At 48.4% G+C, this 18,908-nt stretch carries 18 protein-coding genes; 11 read left to right on the forward strand and 7 right to left on the reverse strand.

The window, feature by feature from the left end:
- Nucleotides 1-65: 65 nt before the first annotated feature.
- Together HMPREF2958_RS09200 and HMPREF2958_RS10800 are read left to right on the forward strand one after the other, a co-directional pair.
- Entirely contained in the window at nucleotides 66-1,034 is a 969-nt protein-coding gene (locus tag HMPREF2958_RS09200; RefSeq protein WP_070697785.1) for an SURF1 family cytochrome oxidase biogenesis protein, read from the forward strand.
- A gap of 134 nt (nucleotides 1,035-1,168) precedes the next feature.
- Nucleotides 1,169-1,882, forward strand: a complete 714-nt coding sequence (locus tag HMPREF2958_RS10800) for a metal-dependent hydrolase (RefSeq protein WP_246828118.1) — start codon at nucleotides 1,169-1,171, stop codon at nucleotides 1,880-1,882.
- 592 nt (nucleotides 1,883-2,474) lie between these two features.
- Here HMPREF2958_RS10800 and abc-f read toward each other — a convergent pair.
- Nucleotides 2,475-4,073, reverse strand: coding sequence for a ribosomal protection-like ABC-F family protein (gene abc-f, locus HMPREF2958_RS09205; protein ID WP_070697786.1), 1,599 nt, complete (start codon nucleotides 4,071-4,073; stop codon nucleotides 2,475-2,477).
- Nucleotides 4,074-4,339: 266 nt separating this feature from the next.
- Between abc-f and HMPREF2958_RS09210 the strand changes: the two genes are divergently transcribed.
- The 3 genes from HMPREF2958_RS09210 (at nucleotide 4,340) to HMPREF2958_RS11265 (ending at nucleotide 6,415) form a co-directional block, all read left to right on the forward strand.
- Complete coding sequence (locus tag HMPREF2958_RS09210; RefSeq protein WP_070523867.1) at nucleotides 4,340-4,933, forward strand: biotin transporter BioY; 594 nt, start codon at nucleotides 4,340-4,342, stop codon at nucleotides 4,931-4,933.
- 57 nt (nucleotides 4,934-4,990) lie between these two features.
- On the forward strand, nucleotides 4,991-5,731 hold the full coding sequence (locus tag HMPREF2958_RS09215) for an energy-coupling factor ABC transporter ATP-binding protein (protein WP_246828102.1): 741 nt from the start codon (nucleotides 4,991-4,993) through the stop codon (nucleotides 5,729-5,731).
- Between the two features lie 366 nt (nucleotides 5,732-6,097).
- Nucleotides 6,098-6,415, forward strand: coding sequence for a CbiQ family ECF transporter T component (locus tag HMPREF2958_RS11265; RefSeq protein WP_371441429.1), 318 nt, complete (start codon nucleotides 6,098-6,100; stop codon nucleotides 6,413-6,415).
- Nucleotides 6,416-6,466: 51 nt separating this feature from the next.
- Here the strand turns inward: HMPREF2958_RS11265 and HMPREF2958_RS09225 are convergent, their stop codons facing one another.
- A complete protein-coding gene (locus HMPREF2958_RS09225) occupies nucleotides 6,467-7,279 on the reverse strand; it encodes a DUF4253 domain-containing protein (RefSeq protein WP_070697789.1) in 813 nt (270 codons plus the stop codon).
- A gap of 333 nt (nucleotides 7,280-7,612) precedes the next feature.
- Here HMPREF2958_RS09225 and HMPREF2958_RS10805 point away from each other — a divergent pair, with 333 nt between their 5' ends.
- On the forward strand, nucleotides 7,613-8,587 hold the full coding sequence (locus HMPREF2958_RS10805; RefSeq protein WP_246828103.1) for a GNAT family N-acetyltransferase: 975 nt from the start codon (nucleotides 7,613-7,615) through the stop codon (nucleotides 8,585-8,587).
- Between the two features lie 115 nt (nucleotides 8,588-8,702).
- The gene (locus HMPREF2958_RS09230) at nucleotides 8,703-9,170 is read left to right on the forward strand and encodes an HD domain-containing protein (protein WP_246828104.1); all 468 of its coding nucleotides are present in this window, start codon (nucleotides 8,703-8,705) and stop codon (nucleotides 9,168-9,170) included.
- 101 nt (nucleotides 9,171-9,271) lie between these two features.
- On the opposite strand, the gene HMPREF2958_RS09235 is transcribed toward HMPREF2958_RS09230, so the two are convergent.
- The 5 genes from HMPREF2958_RS09235 to HMPREF2958_RS09255 all read right to left on the reverse strand — a co-directional run bounded on the left by HMPREF2958_RS09235 (nucleotide 9,272) and on the right by HMPREF2958_RS09255 (nucleotide 14,064).
- The gene (locus HMPREF2958_RS09235) at nucleotides 9,272-9,601 is read right to left on the reverse strand and encodes a metal-sulfur cluster assembly factor (RefSeq protein ID WP_004004628.1); all 330 of its coding nucleotides are present in this window, start codon (nucleotides 9,599-9,601) and stop codon (nucleotides 9,272-9,274) included.
- 36 nt (nucleotides 9,602-9,637) lie between these two features.
- Nucleotides 9,638-10,396, reverse strand: coding sequence for a Fe-S cluster assembly ATPase SufC (sufC, locus tag HMPREF2958_RS09240; protein WP_004004627.1), 759 nt, complete (start codon nucleotides 10,394-10,396; stop codon nucleotides 9,638-9,640).
- Between the two features lie 18 nt (nucleotides 10,397-10,414).
- Entirely contained in the window at nucleotides 10,415-11,689 is a 1,275-nt protein-coding gene (sufD, locus tag HMPREF2958_RS09245) for a Fe-S cluster assembly protein SufD (protein ID WP_070697790.1), read from the reverse strand.
- Nucleotides 11,689-13,146, reverse strand: coding sequence for a Fe-S cluster assembly protein SufB (gene sufB, locus HMPREF2958_RS09250; RefSeq protein WP_004004625.1), 1,458 nt, complete (start codon nucleotides 13,144-13,146; stop codon nucleotides 11,689-11,691). The genes sufD and sufB overlap by 1 nt, the downstream gene beginning before the upstream one ends.
- A gap of 93 nt (nucleotides 13,147-13,239) precedes the next feature.
- Nucleotides 13,240-14,064 (reverse strand): helix-turn-helix transcriptional regulator, encoded by an 825-nt coding sequence (locus HMPREF2958_RS09255; protein ID WP_013399036.1) that lies wholly within the window; start codon nucleotides 14,062-14,064, stop codon nucleotides 13,240-13,242.
- Between the two features lie 278 nt (nucleotides 14,065-14,342).
- Between HMPREF2958_RS09255 and HMPREF2958_RS09260 the strand changes: the two genes are divergently transcribed.
- The 4 genes from HMPREF2958_RS09260 (at nucleotide 14,343) to HMPREF2958_RS09275 (ending at nucleotide 18,588) form a co-directional block, all read left to right on the forward strand.
- Nucleotides 14,343-15,407 carry an ABC transporter ATP-binding protein gene (locus HMPREF2958_RS09260; RefSeq protein ID WP_070697791.1) on the forward strand — a complete coding sequence of 355 codons (1,065 nt, stop codon included), beginning with the start codon at nucleotides 14,343-14,345 and terminating at the stop codon, nucleotides 15,405-15,407.
- Complete coding sequence (locus HMPREF2958_RS09265; protein ID WP_083313739.1) at nucleotides 15,404-16,234, forward strand: ABC transporter permease; 831 nt, start codon at nucleotides 15,404-15,406, stop codon at nucleotides 16,232-16,234. Before HMPREF2958_RS09260 ends, HMPREF2958_RS09265 begins: the two co-directional genes overlap by 4 nt.
- Nucleotides 16,235-16,329: 95 nt before the next feature.
- Entirely contained in the window at nucleotides 16,330-17,376 is a 1,047-nt protein-coding gene (locus tag HMPREF2958_RS09270) for a COX15/CtaA family protein (protein ID WP_070523844.1), read from the forward strand.
- Between the two features lie 300 nt (nucleotides 17,377-17,676).
- Nucleotides 17,677-18,588: a heme o synthase gene (locus HMPREF2958_RS09275; protein ID WP_048754087.1), complete on the forward strand. Its 912-nt coding sequence runs from the start codon at nucleotides 17,677-17,679 to the stop codon at nucleotides 18,586-18,588.
- Nucleotides 18,589-18,908 lie beyond the last annotated feature (320 nt).

Below are 18,908 nucleotides of genomic sequence, written 5' to 3' on the forward strand. Positions count from 1 at the left end.
CGTCTCTATATACACATCTATTTTTATAGGCTCATATCAGCTTCGAAAGGCATGAGGAATTCGCTATGGGTGCATACCGTTTTCTCTTCACGGGTAAGTGGATAGGCTCTTTCGTGCTGTGCATTATTTTCTCGATAATCTGTGTTTATCTAGCTGGTTGGCAGATGAGCCGAAAAGAGGCTTTAGATTGGCGTAACTCACTAATCGTGCAGAATTATCACGCAACTCCCTATAGTTTCCAAGACCATCCTACAATTTTTCAAGACTTTGATTCGGGGTCGCAGTGGCACCCTGTATCCCTTCGTGGTCGGTATATCGCCGATCAACAGCTACTGGTACGCAACCGTCCTTATCAGGGACAAAATGGGTTCGAAGTATTGGTCCCTTTTCGTGCAGATACTGGTGAAATAGTCATTATCAATAGGGGTTGGATGTCGGCAAGTTCTTCAGATGCTTCACGTCCCAGCACCGAAGTCCCTGCGCCACCAGCAAATGATGTTATTGTTGTGGCGCGAGTCCACCAAGGAGAGAGCACTACAGGTAAGGATGCTCCCGAAGGCCAAGTCGCGTCTATCAACCTTCAGGAAATCGGCGAACGTACGCATTTACCTGTTGCCGCTGGGGCTTACGGTCTGCTGGACTCTGAAGAACCTACGCCTGTGCAACGGCCTGTACAGAAATCCGAACCTGAACTCGATAATGGACCTAATCTGTCCTATTCTATGCAATGGTATGCTTTTGCAGTTCTTATTTATGCTGTTTATGCCTGGAGTGCACGGCAAAAAGTTCGTAATGATGAATTAGATGCTCAGGTAGCCCAGGAGCTAGAACGCTATTATAGGCAGTTCTATGCCGAGGATGGCAGTTATATTGGGCATGAGGATGAAACCGTTGTGCTTCGCAAGATGGATATGATCGACGATATGCCTTCTCATATGAAATCTATTGTACGCCCCCGCCCTGCCAAGAAACACTCGCGTCTGACCGATGAAGAGGAAGAAGACGCTTTCCTGGACAGGTTAGAACGGCCGTAACCGCCAGGCTTTCCTGCAGGGATATGGAAGTAACCCACCATAAAAATCGAAACCTTTTTCGAATTTTCCCTGTATACTGGATCTAAGATCTCATATATAGTTTCGAAATAATACGAGGGGTTTCGTCACACATGATGGGTTATTCTCATACCGTCAGCGCTGCCGCTGGCTGGTTGGTTCTCTCAGAACTTGGTGTAATCCAAATCCCTAATACTCCTACCCTCATTGTTACAACCCTTGCCTGTGCTGGCGCAGGAGTATTACCAGATATCGACCACCATAATGGTTCTATCGCTCGTTCTATACCTCCTGTATCAGGTTGGATCGCCCGGATTGTAGGCCTTATCAGTGGAGGGCACCGAAAGGGAACGCACTCAATTTTAGGGATCATCGCGTTCTGGGCTATCGCATACTTTGGCAGTACACTCACTTACCAAAGTATTCCGTGGTTGTCCCTTGCTCTCGCCGCATTCTCAGGAGGTCTGGCTTTGCGGATTTTAGGAGCTCCAGGAGGTTGGATTGGGGCTTGCGCCCTAGGCTATGCTGCGTATACCACTCATTCTTTAGAGCTTCTTCCCTGGGCCATTTCAGTGGGCGCAACCTTACATGTTATAGGTGACGCACTGACCACCCGAGGTATTCTCCCGCTATATCCCATTACGGTTAAACCACTTGTTGCCTCTTCCCTCTGGAAGAAAAGCGGCTACATGGCACTCCCACTTTTAGGTGATGCAGGAAGCATCCGGGAAAAGGTCCTTATTCTCTGCCTAACCTGTTATATCGTTTGGTACACGGCAGCTCTTTTAGGTTTCTGCCCTTACCCACTCCATAACTTTATTATTTCTTGAGCATCAAACAAAGAATCTCCCGCTCCTAACCATATGGTTAGGAGCGGGAGATAAAACCTTTTTACCTCAGTCTTGCCAAGACTTAAGCGTCCTGGATGGGCCAGAAGACGTCAACCTCGACGTTCTCTTCACCGGAGGTGGGGTACTTTTCGTACTCAGTGTTATGCATAGGCTGTTCTCCTTTTACGATCAGATAGAATCTCTCTACCTGCGCTAATCCGGCTCGTCAGAGTCGAAAATCTGTGCTTTTGCATCCTCGCATTTGCGGGAACAACTCAAGTCTAACCCGCTCATGTATTGGTTTTCCAGCCAAAAACCCACAATGTAGGCAGATACACACTATATTTTTATAAAACCCACACAATATATCATTAAATCAAGTAAAGAGGGGGTCTCCTAGCCGGAAAATCCCACATAGCCAACATAATATGCGAAAGCTCTAAGGATATATTCAAAGTTTCATAGCACTTTCACTTATGCGCCAGTTTACATACACACCTATACCCACAAAGGTTAGGAGCATTCCCACGCGTTACATCACATACAGATGCCTAGGTAAACACCTTTTCCTTGTCCTAAGAGCAGATTGCGTCTAGGCAAGTGAGATAAGATCCTGATACTCCTTCGACCAGAGGTCTTCAACTGCGTCCGGAAGCAAAAGAACACGTTCGGGGTTTAGAGCCTCCACAGCTCCTTCGTCGTGGGATACCATAACGATAGCGCCTTTATAGGCTTTGAGCGCGTTCAGAATCTCTTTACGAGATGCAGGATCAAGGTTGTTAGTCGGTTCATCCAAGAGAAGTATATTGGCGCTCGAAGCGACCAAAGTTGCTAATGAAAGACGAGTTTTCTCCCCTCCGGAAAGTACACCTGCTGATTTCTCCACATCGTCACCAGAAAAAAGGAATGAACCGAGGATAGTGCGTACCCGCGTATCATCAAGATCCGGCGCGGCAGATTTCATATTTTCTAAAACAGTTCGCTCACCATCGAGAATCTCATGTTCCTGCGCGAAATACCCGATCTTAGCTCCATGCCCATAGACAACTTCGCCGGTGTCAGGAGCAGTGTTGCCAGCTAACATACGTAGCAAAGTAGTTTTACCAGCACCATTCAGCCCCAAGACGACAACACGAGAACCACGGTCAATAGCCAGATCAACATCGGTAAAAATTTCAAGTGAGCCGTAGGATTTTGAAAGACTTTGTGCAGACAGCGGGGTCTTACCGCACGGGGCAGGTTCAGGAAAGCGGATAGCAGCAACTTTATCTGTTTGGCGTTCGTCTTCCAGCCCCCGCATCATACGTTCAGCACGCTTTATCATCTGTTGAGCCGCCACGGCTTTAGTTGCCTTTGCCCGCATTTTATTAGCCTGTTCCATGAGTGCTTGAGCTTTCTTCTGAGCATTAGCACGCTCACGCTTACGACGATGTTCATCTTGCTCACGCTGGCTCAGATAGTTCTTCCACCCCATGTTGTACTGGTCAATCACGCAACGATTTGCATCAAGATAAAACACACGGTTAACTACCAGCTCCATGAGCTCAACATCGTGGCTAATAACCAGCAAACCACCCGAAAAATTTTTCAGGAACTCACGCAACCATAAAATGGAGTCCGCATCCAAATGGTTTGTTGGTTCATCAAGTAGCATCGTATCGGCAGCTGAAAACAAGATACGTGCTAACTCCACACGACGACGCTGCCCACCAGATAGAGTCTCAAGAGGTTGCGCGAGTACTCGTTCAGGCAGATCCAAGTTGGAGGTTATAACTGCGGCTTCAGATTCTGCGGCATAGCCACCGCCAGCAATAAACTCAGCCTCAAGACGATCATAGCGCCGCATACCCTTTGTACGTATGCTCTCATCTTCACTCGCCATATCTTCTTGAGCTTGGCGCATTTTCTTGGCTACTCCGTCAAGTCCGCGGGCTGAAAGAATACGATCACGCGCCAGTTGAGTCATATCATCGACTTTGGGGTCTTGAGGAAGGTATCCGATAGAGCCGGACCGGGTGACTGTACCTTCTGCTGGTAGAGCTAATCCCGCCAAGACTTTTGTCATAGTGGTTTTCCCGGCCCCATTACGCCCCACTAAACCGATCTTGTCCCCATTATCTACCCGAAAGGTTACATCTTCCATTAACAGACGGGCACCCGCGCGGAGCTCTAAATTCTGTACTGAAATCACAACATGTCCCTTCCGAGAATCAACAAAACAGTTAGTGAATGAGGAGTTTAACAACCCATCTATTCTACGTGAGTTACGCTAGAAGACGCTGACACCCGATAGTCTCCGTAAAACGTCATATATGTTACATATGCGTTTTCTATGGTAGGAAGGTATATAAGAATATATAAGACCCCAGCGGCGTCGAGGGCGGTACTACCCTCGATTTTGACACCGAACGTCATAATCAGCCACACACGACTTCATATTTTTAAGGATCAACTCTCGTGCCTAACTCTTATGCCCCAGATCAATCACCAGGGCGCAATATAGCTCTTATAGCAGTCTTCGCAGCATTTATCGCGGTTCTTAGTCCTCTGGCGCTACCAATCCCAGGTGTCCCGATTCCTTTAGCTCTTGGCCCTTTCGCTATCTACACCACCGCTCTAGTACTCGGTGGTTTTCGAGCTTTTATAGCAACTCTCCTCTACGTACTGTTAGGGTGTCTAGGGCTACCAATCTTTGCTAAAGGTGCTTCAGGGTTTGGTACGCTTGCGACGCCAACCGGTGGCTATCTTCTAGCCTATCCTCTGGGCGCGTTATTGGCTGGGACGCTAGCTTATACAGTAATCCGTAGAAAGCTCAATTCCTGGCTTACCGCTATCCTGTGCATCTTCTGCGCTATGGTAGGCTTCGTGGTAATTTCTGCAGGAGGTATCTTAGGGCTTATGACCAACGGACATATGGAATTTACCCATGCGTTTGTCATCGCGGCTTCATTTGCTCTTCCAGACCTTCTTAAATCTATCGTTGCGTCTATCGTGGCGTCTGCTGTGCATCGGGCATTTCCTGGGTTAGTGCGCTCAAAAGCTCGCAGGTAATTGAGGATGTTTTTTTCCAAGAAAAGTAGCGCCAAAATTGAGCGCGAAGCACCAACGATGCCGTCCGCTCCCCCGTCCCTTGAACTTGATGCAGTTACCGTGTCAGCTGAAAACGCTCACGGACAAACTCGAAATATTATCGACCATGTATCAGTCTCTTTAACCGCACCTAAAACTGCGGTTATTGGGCTTAACGGCATGGGAAAGTCAACCTTTTTAGGGCTTTTTAACGGTATTACTCGACCCTCCCAGGGAATCATAAAGGTATGTGGAGTAGATATCTCCGAATGTCCACAGATAACTCGTCGGTCTATAGGTATGCTCTTCGCTAACCCAGATGCGCAGCTTATCATGCCTACAGTTCTCGAAGATCTAGAGCTTAGCCTCCGTCGGCATAGCTCTCTCAACCGAACTCAACGCCTAGAGCAAGCACATAAGCTGCTTGCTCAACAAGGTCTCGACGACAAGGCTGATCAGAGCATTTTTTCTCTCTCCAGCGGAGAGAAACAACTTGTAGCCCTCACTGGGATTTTAGCGGTAGAACCACAAATCCTCTTACTTGATGAGCCTACGACTCTTCTTGATCTACGTAATCGAACACGGCTGATAAACCTTCTGAATAGTCTCAATCAGATGCTTATTATCAGTACCCACGACCTCGGCTTGGCGGAGACATGCGATGAAGCAGTCATTATCCATAATGGAGAGCTTATATACCATGGCGAAGCGCACGAAGCGGTTCAACAATACCGTTTATATTGTGAACAAGGCTTTCCCAACGAAAACCCCTCTGTATGATATACAACTCGGGTAGTCCAGGAAGGATATAACTGCGTGAATCGAACCGCTCATAGGTTGCATCATACGACGTTCCTCGGCAGTTTACTTATTGGAAGCTACGCTCCGGGGAATTCGCTGTTGCATCGCACGCCGCTTTGGGGCAAGAGCAGCCTCTGCGCTTGTTTACTGCTCGCGCTCGCGGTGACCGGTTGGGAAGTAGCACTATACGTTCTGTTCTTTTGTTTTATCTTGTCTTGGTCAGCTGGGATGCGCATCCGCACGCTCTTAAAAATCGTCTATACGCTGCGATGGCTTATAATTCTTTTAGGGCTTTATTATCTCTTTTGGGGTACGTGGCAAAATGCGGTAGACGTCATGTGCACTATGCTAGACGCCGTCCTAATCTCACGGATTCTTCTTACGACTACTCCGCTACCTCTTGTACTTGACGGAATCATCTGGTTACTCACACCACTTAAACTTCTAGGTATATCTCCTGAACGCGTGGGACTAATGCTTGCTCTGGTCATACGGTCTATCCCCGCCATTATGGATAGCTGGGGAGCTTTACAACATGCCGCTCACGCACGCGGTTTACCTAAGCGTTCCGCATGGAGGCTTCTTGTACCTCTTGTGGTACAAACAGTAGGGTATGCCCAAATAACTGGGGACGTTTTAACCGCACGGGGCTTGGAACTCTAAAAAGGAATTTTCTTTTACGGCACCAGAAACATCATTCCCGGCTAAGCAAAACTATTCCCACCATACGAACCACGAAGGCTTGTTATAAAGCCCTTTCACGACACATGAGAGATCCTCATAACTCGTGGGCTTTAGCGCTCGACTTATTATCCCCTGCTCTAAAGCAAGCACCTCGGCGTCGCGCAATGTTGTGATTGGCTCTGCAGTGTAAAACTCAAGATAGGTTGCTGCAATAACAGCTGGAATAGCATTATCCCGCTCATACCAATACTGCGCGAGTGCTAGCATGTCTTCCGCACTTGGGACGTCTTCCCACCCGCCAAACGGCAGATACGCAAAGACGTCTGATGGGGACGTTGTAGGGATTTCAAGCAAGATAATCTCAGCTGAATTATCCAGAGTCTCATCTTCGTTCATCAGGCTTGATACGAATGTCAGATGGGCAGGCGCACGTAGAGCAGGTGCAATGCCGCGAGGAACCGTTACCTGCGACGTTAAAAATCCTTCATAATAGTTCTCGAATAAAGTCGAGTCAGCCCGAGCCAATATTTTATGCACGAGAATTTCTAATGAATCCTTATCAAGGCGCTTTTGGTGTTCTGCCAATATATCTTGGGCGTAGGATGTAACGTACTCAGCACTAATATCCGCTGGCGGGTTTTTCGTGCGTGCCGATATATTGTTCTGAATAGTAGACAGAAGAAGATCGTCAAGTACGACCAGAACCGGGGTAAACCCGTAGGATCGCCCATCCGCCAAACGGTTAAGATACAAATGGTGAATATAACTGCTGGGAGCGCCAGGGGCTATCCGCAGATGCGGATAAGGATATAAAGAGGTGAACTTCTTATAGAGTTCCGCCATGGTGTCTCCGATGCTTGGTTCCCACCAGTTTACCTGAGTTTTCGGTTAGTTTCTGCCTCGTACAACAGATTTCTACGCTAGATTTGGGGCGAGTCCAAAGCATCCTAAGCAAGAGATATGATATACCCTCAAAGCATTTCAAAACTATCTGTTATTTGACATTCATATACTATGATTTTTATCTCTTTTAAAACAGAATAAGTTTCATAAATCGAATATAAGCATGTTACACATCACATGTGTTAGGGTGTCTCTATGCTTATCCTAGAAAACCTTCCCGCAGAACAAGCCCACGACTTTCTCTCTCGCTCTTGGGTCCCTCGGAATTTCCATATGTACTACTCTGCCAAAGAGATTTCACGGCAGTGTACAGAAGACTTCACGGCAGACATTACGGAACGTGCTTCCTCAGAGTTTGGTGCGGGGTATCGAGATCATATAAGTCCTCTTCTACAGAACCAATTCAACTACATACCTACGCAAGACACACAAGACTGGGCCAATAGATTCTTTTCGATAACGGATTCACATGCCACATACCAAGCGCTTACAGGAATTCGATACCGTGGGCAAGATCTGAATCGACCTTTTATAGATGTAATAGCTACGAATATTCCTTGTGCTACAGTCTATATCGCAGCTCTAAGCCAATCTTTGCTTCGCCACTATGAAAGCTTCCGTCCTATATGCACACGTTTCTTTGTGCCAGGTAAAGTAGATCGGCTTGTACGTGGCCTTGGTTCAGTCCCTGGTTCTCGTGCAACAACTATTGACATGCACATTGTCGCCGGGGCTCTAGGTGAGTTAGACAAACGCTTGTGGCCGAAGAATTATGATCGAGTAGAGCTCATCCCGCTTTCTCCTGCTGATGCTTCTGCTGCCAGTTACGAAACGCAGCGCATATATGAATCTATTGCAGTTAAGAACCCTCATTTTTTTGAGTGGGCCACTCCTCAGGGAGAAGAATCATTTGAAGATGCTATACGTCAAGGAACAGGTTGGCATATTACAGTGGATAACTCCTCGGCAGGATTTTTGACTCTAGATCGCAGAGGCGAACAAGGACTTAGAGGGTTTGGCGTCGAAGAGCTATGTCTAGATGCGCCTTTTCGCAGACGAGGGCTAGGGAATGCAGTTCTACGTCACGGTATTAAAAACCTCCTCAAATTACCTCAAGTAAATCCTCAAGATATACTATGGGGAACAATCCATGCCGACAACCTTCCCTCCTTGCGTAATGCTCAAGGGGTAGGGCGTACAGTAGTAGGAAGTTATATATGGGTTGGAGACCGGTCTTTTAACATGTGAAAATCTCACATGCATCCAGCTAGAAGCAAAGAAGCTCTGATGTATGACAAGCAGTAACGCAGCACAATGACGTACAGAGTACATTAGAAGTATCACGTTGATGAAGGAGACAACGATGAATTCATATTTCAAAGAAATGATCCGTCTCGCGGATAGTATCGCTGACAACGCCCACCTTGGACAGGTCGATAAAAACGGTTGGCCTTATATATCTCATCCGCGACGGGTTGCTTTTAAAGTGCGCGAAATTGCCCCTGAAGAGCTTCGCACAGAAGCACAGATCGTGGCGTTATTGCACGATACCGTAGAGGATACAGAAGTCACTCTCCCTTACCTTGCTCGGTACTTTTCAGCCCGCATTATTGATGCCGTTGATGCGCTCACCAAACGTCCGCATGAACCTCTGGAGTCATCTATGGCGAGAGTTCGCGCCAATGAAATTGCGCTGTGGGTCAAACGTGCTGACATTGCCGATAACACTGACCCGGAACGTGTTTCCCACCTTGACGAAGATACTCGCAAACGTCTGGCGAAGAAATACAGTAAATCACTCAGATTCTTAGGTGTAACCGAAAACATGTGAACGACTAGTTTTATATCAGGTGGAATTATAGGTAAAGGGTTGGGTGCCTGGAATGTTCCAGGCACCCAACCCTTTACAACATAAACAAACGTATGGCAACGCTAAATGTTGAAGCCGAGAGCGCGCATCATATCGCGGCCGTCCTCAGTAATGCGTTCGGGCCCCCACGGAGGCATCCATACCCAGTTCACGCGCCATTCAGCAACGACACTATCGAGATTTGCTTCCACCTGTTCCTCAATAACGTCCTGTAGCGGACATGCAGCTGTGGTAAGCGTTAGATCTAGGATCAGGACTCCATTATCATCCCAGCGCATGCCATAAAGCAGACCCAAATCAACGATATTTACCCCAAGTTCAGGGTCAATGACTTCCTTGAGGACTTCCTCAATTTCCTCTTGCGAGGGACGAGCTTGCACTGTCTCAGTCATGATGCACCTCTTACAAGTAGTTCGTACTGAGTAAGATTATTTCTTCCCAGTGTATGCTACATAGCCTTCTTCTTCTAGACGATCTGCAAGTTCAGGACCGCCCTGATCGACCATTTTGCCGTCTACAAAAACATGCACAAACTCGGGCTTAATATAACGCAGGATGCGGGTATAGTGCGTAATCAGCATAACACCCATATTATTTTCCTCGTGAGCACGGTTCACGCCGGAAGACACGACTTTAAGAGCATCAACGTCAAGGCCGGAGTCAGTTTCATCAAGAATACCGAACTTGGGCTTCAAAAGCTCCAGCTGCAGAATCTCATGACGTTTCTTCTCACCGCCGGAGAAACCTTCATTGACGTTACGAGCAACGAACGCAGGATCAATGTCCAGATGGTTCATAGCTTCTTTAACGTCTTTGGTCCAGGTTCGTAAGTTAGGTGCCTTACCGTCCACAGCAGTTTTAGCAGCACGCAGGAAGTTAGACATCGTGACACCGGGTATCTCGACTGGGTACTGCATGGCGAGGAACAGCCCAGCACGAGCACGCTCATCCACACTCATCTCGGTAATATCGTCACCATCAAGCAGTATCTGCCCGGAATCAATCTGGTATTTGGGGTGACCGGCAATAGTTGAGGCAAGAGTAGATTTACCGGAACCATTTGGACCCATAATAGCGTGGATTTCACCCGAGTTAATGGTTAAGTTCACGCCTTTGAGAATAGGCTTAGTTTTTTCATCATCAAGAATGACCGAGACGTGCAAATCCTTGATTTCAAGGGTAGACATTGTTTCTCCTAATAAGGCTTAGTTGTTGCTGAGAGCAAGCTCTGCTTCAAGGGCATCAGTAAGTTCTGTTTCAAGCTCTGGTACGCGAATCTGCTGGATAATCTCGTTTAAGAATCCGCGGACCACTAGACGACGTGCCTCAGCTTCCGGAATACCACGAGCCCGTAGGTACCATAGATGCTCATCATCTAGCTGACCGGTTGTTGATGCGTGACCGGCACCTTCAATACGTCCAGTCTCGATCTCCAAGTTCGGTACGGAATCAGCGCGCGGACCAATCTCCAAGAGGAGGTTACGGTTCAGCTCATAGGTGTCCGTACCTTCCGCATCTTTACCAATGAGGACGTCACCAACCCATACGGAGTGCGCTGCTTTGCCCTGCAATGCGCCTTTATAAGTCACTCGCGACTTGCAGTTGGGCACAGAATGATCCACAAACAAACGTGACTCGATGTGCTGGCCAGCATCCACAAAATAAAGACCGTACATCTCTGTCTCAGCGCCCGGTTCCGTGAATTTCGTTGAAGGGGTAACACGCACCATATCACCGCCCAATGAAACGCACACATGTTTGAAACGAGCATCGCGCCCTAGCTTGGCATACTGCGCAGAGGCGTGGATCGCATCATCATTCCATTGTTGAAGAGTAATAACGCTCAACTGTGCAGAATCTTGTATCAGGAATTCTATGTTCTGCGCCAGAACAGCCGATCCGGTATGCCGAATTACAACAACCGCTTTCGAGAATGGTTTAGCCTCGACCAGTATATGTTGAGCAGCAGCATCACAATGCTGTCCGTCAATATCTATTTCGATATGCTCAGTAAGCTCGGTTTCGGCGGGAATAGTCACCACAGTAGCTGTCTTAAAATGAGTCCATGCATTTGCAGCTACACGGTCTTCAGGAACACCTGCTGTACCAATGCGCTCATCTTCACGGGATACTTCTTCAAGGATAACTTCAGAAGGTGCTTGGATCTTCGGAGCTGGAGCTTGTGCCTGCAGAGTGTCAAGGTGAAGACCGCCCAAACGTTTCAGCGGGGTAAAACGCCAATCTTCCTCGCGTCCAGTAAGTGGCTCAAAGTCTGCAACGTTATATGAGGTTTTCCGTTCTGCGCGGGAAGCGTCAAGAACCTTCTGCACGTTATTAGGGTTTGAGCCTTGATGGTGTTCCTCGGTAGCACGCAGAATAGTATCATCATGGACATGCTCAGAGGCGAGCTTCTCGCCTTCCTGATCCATACCGGGAATAATTGGGCTGTGATATCCCAGGGTCTCTTCGTTAGTCGACATTAGCCCACAGATCCTTCCATCTGAAGTTCGATGAGGCGGTTAAGTTCAAGTGCGTATTCCATGGGCAGCTCACGAGCAATCGGTTCAACGAAGCCTCGCACAATCATAGCCATTGCTTCATCCTCGGCCAGCCCACGCTGCATGAGGTAAAAGAGCTGTTCTTCAGAAACGCGTGAAACCGTAGCTTCATGCCCCATCGTAACGTCATCTTCACGAACGTCGACATAGGGGTAGGTATCTGAACGCGACACAGTATCAACCAAGAGAGCATCACACACCACGGATGATTTCGAGTGCTTCGCACCTTCACGTACCTGCACTAGACCGCGGTATGCGCTACGTCCGCCGTTACGAGCCACGGACTTCGAAACAATCGTTGAAGAAGTATTCGGGGCAATATGCACCATCTTGGAACCAGTATCCTGATGCTGCCCTTCACCAGCAAACGCGATTGACAGAGTCTCGCCTTTGGCGTGTTCACCAACCATATATACTGCAGGATACTTCTGAGTAACCTTAGAGCCGATGTTACCATCAACCCATTCCATAGTGGCACCCTCATGCGCGACTGCTCGTTTAGTCACCAGGTTGTACACGTTGTTCGACCAGTTCTGAATGGTAGTGTAGCGAACACGGGCGTTCTTCTTAACAACGATCTCGACAACTGCTGAGTGCAGCGAGTCAGAGCGGTATACAGGCGCGGTGCAGCCCTCAATATAGTGAACATATGACCCTTCATCTGCGATGATCAAGGTACGCTCAAACTGCCCCATGTTCTCAGTATTAATGCGGAAATATGCCTGCAGGGGGATCTCAACATGTACCCCCGGCGGAACATACACAAATGATCCGCCAGACCACACCGCAGTATTAAGAGCGGAGAACTTGTTATCGCCGATAGGGATAATAGAGGCGAAGTATTCCTTAAATATTTCAGGATAATCGCGCAAACCGGTATCGGTATCAACAAAGATAACGCCTTGAGACTCCAAGTCTTCACGGATCTGGTGGTACACAACCTCAGACTCATACTGAGCGGCAACACCGGCGACCAATGAGTTACGTTCCGCTTCTGGAATACCCAAACGTTCATATGTCACGCGGATATCTTCAGGAAGCTCTTCCCAAGACTCAGCCTGACCTTCGGTAGAACGCACGAAGTATTTGATGTTATCGAAATCGATGTCAGAAAGATCTGCCCCCCAGGTTGGCATCGGCTTACGCTCGAAAAACTTCAATGCCTTCAGACGCATATCCAGCATCCACTGGGGTTCATTCTTCTTCGCAGAGATGTCACGCACTACGGCTTCGTCCAGACCACGCTTAGCGGACTGGCCCGCCTCGTCAGAGTCTGCCCAACCATACTCGTAATTGCCAATGCCCTCGAGTTCAGGGTTCAACTCCAGAATCTCTGAAATGACAGTGTCGTTGGCACTCTGCTCAACTTGCTCAGTCATTACGGCCTTTCTTAGATGGATTGAAATTTATCCGGCTCCGCAGATGCGGGCTCGGTAGTCTTTGGAATAACACACTCTAGGTTGGGGTAATTTCTACCGTGCCGAATTACCCCGCATGCTTTCTGATGTTTCCGGTTTTTCAGAATTCACACGTTCTGTTAAATGATTGAGCGGAACGTGAGTTGTGCATACGTGAGCCCCTCCAGCCATCGTTGATAGCCTACGTACGTCAACGCCCAGAAGATCAGAAATAATCCCAGTCTCTTGTTCGCAGAAAACCTGAAAATCTTCAGCCAGATCGCGTATTGGGCAATGCCCTTGGCAGAGCTGTATGCTAGCTAGCAATTTCCCCGGCGCGAGCCGACCGGCAGGTGGTTCTGTAATCTGCGCTGTTGTCACAAACCCATCACGACTCATGGCTTCAGCGAGAGCTTGGGCTCGCGCCGCAACATCCTCCCCTGCCGCTTCCACAACAGGGCGGTATCGTGCCTCCATTTCGGCTGCCCGTGCGGATGCAAAAGTTTCAAGTGCGCTCTCCCCAACGGTGTCACGCAACATTTCAAGAGCGTTGCGCGCAATCATCAAATAGTCATTTCCTAGACGTTCGTGACCTTGAGGTGCGATGACGTACCGTCGAGCTGGGCGCCCCGCACCTGCCCCATATTGTTTGAGAGAAGCAACTTCAATCATGTTTGCTTGTTCAAGCGCATCAAGGTGCCGACGCACAGCGGCGGGGGTCAAGCTTAAAAGTTCTCCCAAGCTTGCCGCAGACACGGGACCATGGTTCAGGACACCACGAAGAACCCGGTCACGGGTGCGTTCTTCAACTTCCGCTTTACGTGCGCCAGAGCTTGACTTCTTATGCGAGGAAGGCTGCTGTTGAAGCCCTCGATGAGATGTCTTGTTCACGGAATACACAACTAAAGTATGTCCTAATTACTTCAATCTTGGCTAGTAAGGTCTTCCTACTTGCACACACCACACCGTTTAGTCTCTTGCTTAGCTGCGGCAAGCCATAAGAACCGGTGAAAGATAATACGGCCTTTAGGCCTCTAGGTATTTTTGCTCTTCGGGCATTTCCATGAGGGTGCTAAGCGGTTCATATCCTCACTTTGACGTGATCTAACTCGCGTCATAAAGATGCTATCCCTAGAGGGAAACATAGAGATTACTCTCTGAGGGCTTAAGATAGAGAGGTGGCAGAAACTGAAGCTTATCAACACCAAGCAGCTACCGCATTAGACATTTCAGCAGCTCGCGGTACTAGCAGCGATCCTGCACTCAAGATTTCTCATCTCGTCAAAGAATTTAAGCCCTCTCGTTCTTTCCGCGAGAAACACCCTGAACGTCTTACCGCTCAGGGTATGCATCGCGCAGTTGCTGACATAAGTCTTCAAGTCTATCCCGGCGAGGTTGTTGTACTCTTGGGGGCTAACGGTGCAGGTAAGACTACAACTCTTGCATGTGCCCAGGGGCTTACTGAACCTACGTCCGGCACTATTCAGCTTCTTTCAGAAGACCCTCTTCTGGCATCCCCAGAGATGCGGGCCTCCGTCGGTATCATGCTTCAGGATGGGGGGCTTCCTAACGCCGTACGTCCCGTACCACTTCTTGAACATGTTGCTCAGATGTACGCCAATCCTTATCCTGTCGGTGAACTTGTTGATCGTTTAGGAATAGATACTTTTAACGGCACCAATATTCGACGCCTTTCTGGGGGACAAAAACAACGTGTCTCATTAGCAGCAGCCCTTCTTGGGCGTCCTTCAGTACTCTTTTTAGACGAACCATCAGCAGGACTTGATCCGCAGTCTCGCAATGTCGTCTTTGACATTATTCATGAGCAGCGTGAGGCTGGAGTCGCCATTATCTTAACAACCCATCTCATTGATGATGCGCAAAAGCTCGCGGATTATGTCTATATTATTGATGATGGTCAAACGGTGCGTGAAGGCACAGTCCCTGAACTTGTATCAGGAGACGGGATTGTACGTCTTCATTTCACGTTAGAAGCCCCTTCACCTACGCGTGACGACTTATTGCCTGTACATCTTCGTACGGATGTAGAGCTTATCGAGCATATGCCATACTCACTAGGCGGCTTAGGCGAATATGAGCTCCGTGGTCCCCTTACACCCGAACATCTTTCCGCTTTCACGACAGCCCTAGCACATCACTACCTTATGCCTAACTCTCTCACGATGGAGCCGAAGACTTTGGAAGACGTATTCTTGGACATTTCGGGACGTGATATTCGATGAACCCCACAAATGCAGAGCTGCCCACTGCCCCCGATAGTCAGCAGATGACAGAAGGTAACGAGTATCCGTATCCGCGCGCTGCTTCTAGTTTTCAGCGTATTCTAGCTCAAGGTAAATATGAGACTCTTGCCATGCTTAAAAATGGCGAACAGCTGATGCTCAATATTGCCTTCCCCGTGATGGCGCTTTTTGGACTTCGCTATACAAGCTTTCTGGATTCTTACGCTGATGCGTTGAATACGACCCGCATCAATGTTGCAGTGCCGGGGGTACTGGCTCTCTGTGTTGTCTCAACTGCACTTTCTGGTCAAGGGATTGCCACTGGTTTTGACCGCCGGTACGGTGTTCTTCGTTTTCTGTCTACCACTCCTCTAGGACGCAACGGGCTTATTATTGGCAAGGTGCTGGCAGTTATCACCGTTATCGCCATACAGTTCGTTATGGTCACCGTTGTTGGGGTCGGGCTTGGATGGCGTCCGGATATTTTTGCGATGTATCGCTCTTTTAGCACTTTATTACTCGGGGCAGCCGCGTTTACAGCCCTAGGCTTACTCGTTGCTGGGACGGTGAGGGCTGAGGCAACTTTGGCTATCGTGAATATCGCCTGGGTTGTTCTGGCCAGCGCTGGTGGGATCCTTATTCCAATGGATAATTTCCCTGAGCTGTACCGCATTATCATTCTGTGCCTGCCTTCAGGCGCTCTAGGTGAAGCGATTCGCGGTGATTATCTACAGGATATATTTTTACCCCTTCCCCATGCTGTGCTACTTGTCTGGACACTAGTGATTGGTTTTATTGCTTCACGTAAATTTAAATGGTCCGATTAGCGCTCTTAGGTTCAGGATTTCGGGACGAGCTCTGGAATCAATCAGCACCATCAACGATCATTCCTAACGCATACACGGTTTAAAAGGCTTTTCTTATGCTAGTTACCCTCAAAAATAAACTATCTCCCATCCAATACACCCCCTGGGTTTTGTATACAGCGGTGGGTACGGCTCTGAGCAATCTCTTACTCATCGTAACTGGTGCCGTTGTGCGCCTTACGGGATCAGGCCTTGGATGCGATACCTGGCCTCGGTGTACTGCAGAACAGTGGACAACTACCCCTGCCGACGGTATCCATGGGCTCGTTGAATTCGGTAACCGTATGCTCACTTTTGTACTCATGGTGATCACTATCCTTGCATTCTTAGCGATTCTCCGCATTGCGCTGCCTGATGTGCACCACGTCAAAGCAATCTTTCCAAAGCTTTTTACGGGATTACGAGCGCACGAATCAAAGTACAGTGATCTTTTCAATCTGACTTTACTGCTCCTGTGGGGTATTCCGCTACAGGCCGTTATTGGTGGCATTACTGTATGGCAGCGGCTTAATCCCTGGATGGTAACAGCCCATTACCTCGCCTCTGCCATCATGATTGGGCTAGCGGCAATCTTGGTAAACCGTGTGCGTCGCTATTTTAGGGCAGGTGTCTCTGAGCGCGAAGATATTACTAGGGAATTTCCTCCACAAAAAAGTGGTGTTATCCGCCTACTTGGTTGGATTGGTTTGGCGTTAGTTTCGTTCTTACTCTTTATGGGTACCGTAGTCACTGGGACTGGTCCGCATGCGGGTGATCCACGCACGCATCGCCACGAGTTCGACGCTATCGCAGTATCCCGTGCTCATGCATGGGCAGTGTGGGCGTTTCTTTTTCTGCTGGTTATCATGTTTGTGTTAGTGCGGAAGTACGACATGCCACGTGCTTTCTTATCATCTTTACTTGTACTGGCAGCAATCATGGTCTATCAGGGCGCGATTGGCTATATTCAGTACAACACGGGGCTTCCCCCTCTACTCGTTGAGGCACATATGCTGGGGTCGGGTATGTTTACCTGGGCATCACTATCGCTGATCGAAAGGCAGCTGACCCTATCTTCTCAGAAGGCCCGTGCCCTAGCTCAACAGCGGCTAGCAACTTCGTAGAGCTGAGTTATTCACACGGTAAACGCACAATGTCATATATGGGTTTATTGCTGGCATGCCTTGGTAGCTATTTAAGGTTAGGCGTACACTATTAAGGAGCATTCCTGCGCCTGCACGTCTTTGAGCCGAAGGTATGCCTATCTGTGAGTACCTCCTACCCCACAGATTGATACGCGCAGATTAGGCACACGCACACATGTCAAGGAGCCCATCATGAAGGGTTACACAATTCAGGAGGTTCCGTCCTCCACGCATGCGGCGTCAGAGGTGACTGTACCTACTCCGCGGGCAACAAGGGACATGACCTTGGGACGCAAAATAAAAGCGTATATTCACCTGACAAAGCCCCAAATCATTGAGCTTCTTCTAGTAACAACCGCTCCTACAATGATGTTTGCGGCACACGGTATGCCCAGTTTCTGGTTAGTCATAAATACGCTTCTTGGCGGAGCCATGGCGGCTGGCGCTTCCTGCGCTTTCAACTGTTATATCGATCGTGATATTGACCGAAAAATGAAGCGAACCGAAAAACGCCCCCTAGTTACCGGAGAGCTAACAGACCGAGAAGCACTCGTCTTCGCATGGGCACTTGCTGTTATCTCCGTCGTATATTTGTGGACTATGGTAAATCCCCTCTCTGGGCTTTTAGGGCTTGCCGCTATTTTGCTCTATGTAGTCTTCTACTCCATGTATTTAAAGAAGCGCACTACTCAGAATATTGTGTGGGGTGGGATTGCCGGGTGTATGCCTGTCCTAATTGCATGGGCAGCTGTTCGCAATACCATTGAATGGCCAGCTTTAATTCTCTTTACAGTAATTTTTCTCTGGACTCCTCCGCACTATTGGCCACTTTCTATGAAATACGCGGAGGATTATAAAGCAGCCGGTGTTCCTATGCTGGGTGCTATCGCTCCGGCTCAAGCGGTTTCCGTGCAAGTCGTACTCTACGGCTGGGCTATGGTTATCTGTTCGCTTCTACTGATCCCTATTGGAGGCGCGGGCTGGGTGTACGGCGTTAGCGCGGCTACCGCTGGTGCATGGTTCCTCTACCACTGCCACAAGCTCCATTATTTAGCTCTCCAGCAGGTAGCGACAAGCCGTACCGCTATGGTGGTATTTTTCGGGTCCATCACATACTTAACGATTCTTTTCATTGCATTGGCAATCGATCCTTTTGTTGGGCAGCCAATATTAGAATCTTTTATTTTCTAAGAGCATCCGTATCTTGAGGCGAGTAAAGCAGCTATCTCAAGATACGGGTGGTCTATTTTGAAGCTTATCTACGTGGAGCTTAGGCTACAGCATCCTATGTATGTAAGTTCAGCGTGAGGCATAAGTCGTCTAAATACCATGCGAACATACTATAAACGCTAGGATGGTGAACTATCCTTAAGAAGGTAGAATTTCACGATAGATTTATAGATGCTATATACATGATTGCTCGTTGAGAGTGCTCATGGAATACGCACCCTATCTTTTGAGTTATATCTGCTGCAGTCAGCGTTCACAGACTACTATTGTTTGTGTACTTC

The sequence above is a fragment of the Rothia sp. HMSC036D11 genome (assembly GCF_001814205.1).
Taxonomy (GTDB): Bacteria; Actinomycetota; Actinomycetes; order Actinomycetales; family Micrococcaceae; genus Rothia; species Rothia dentocariosa.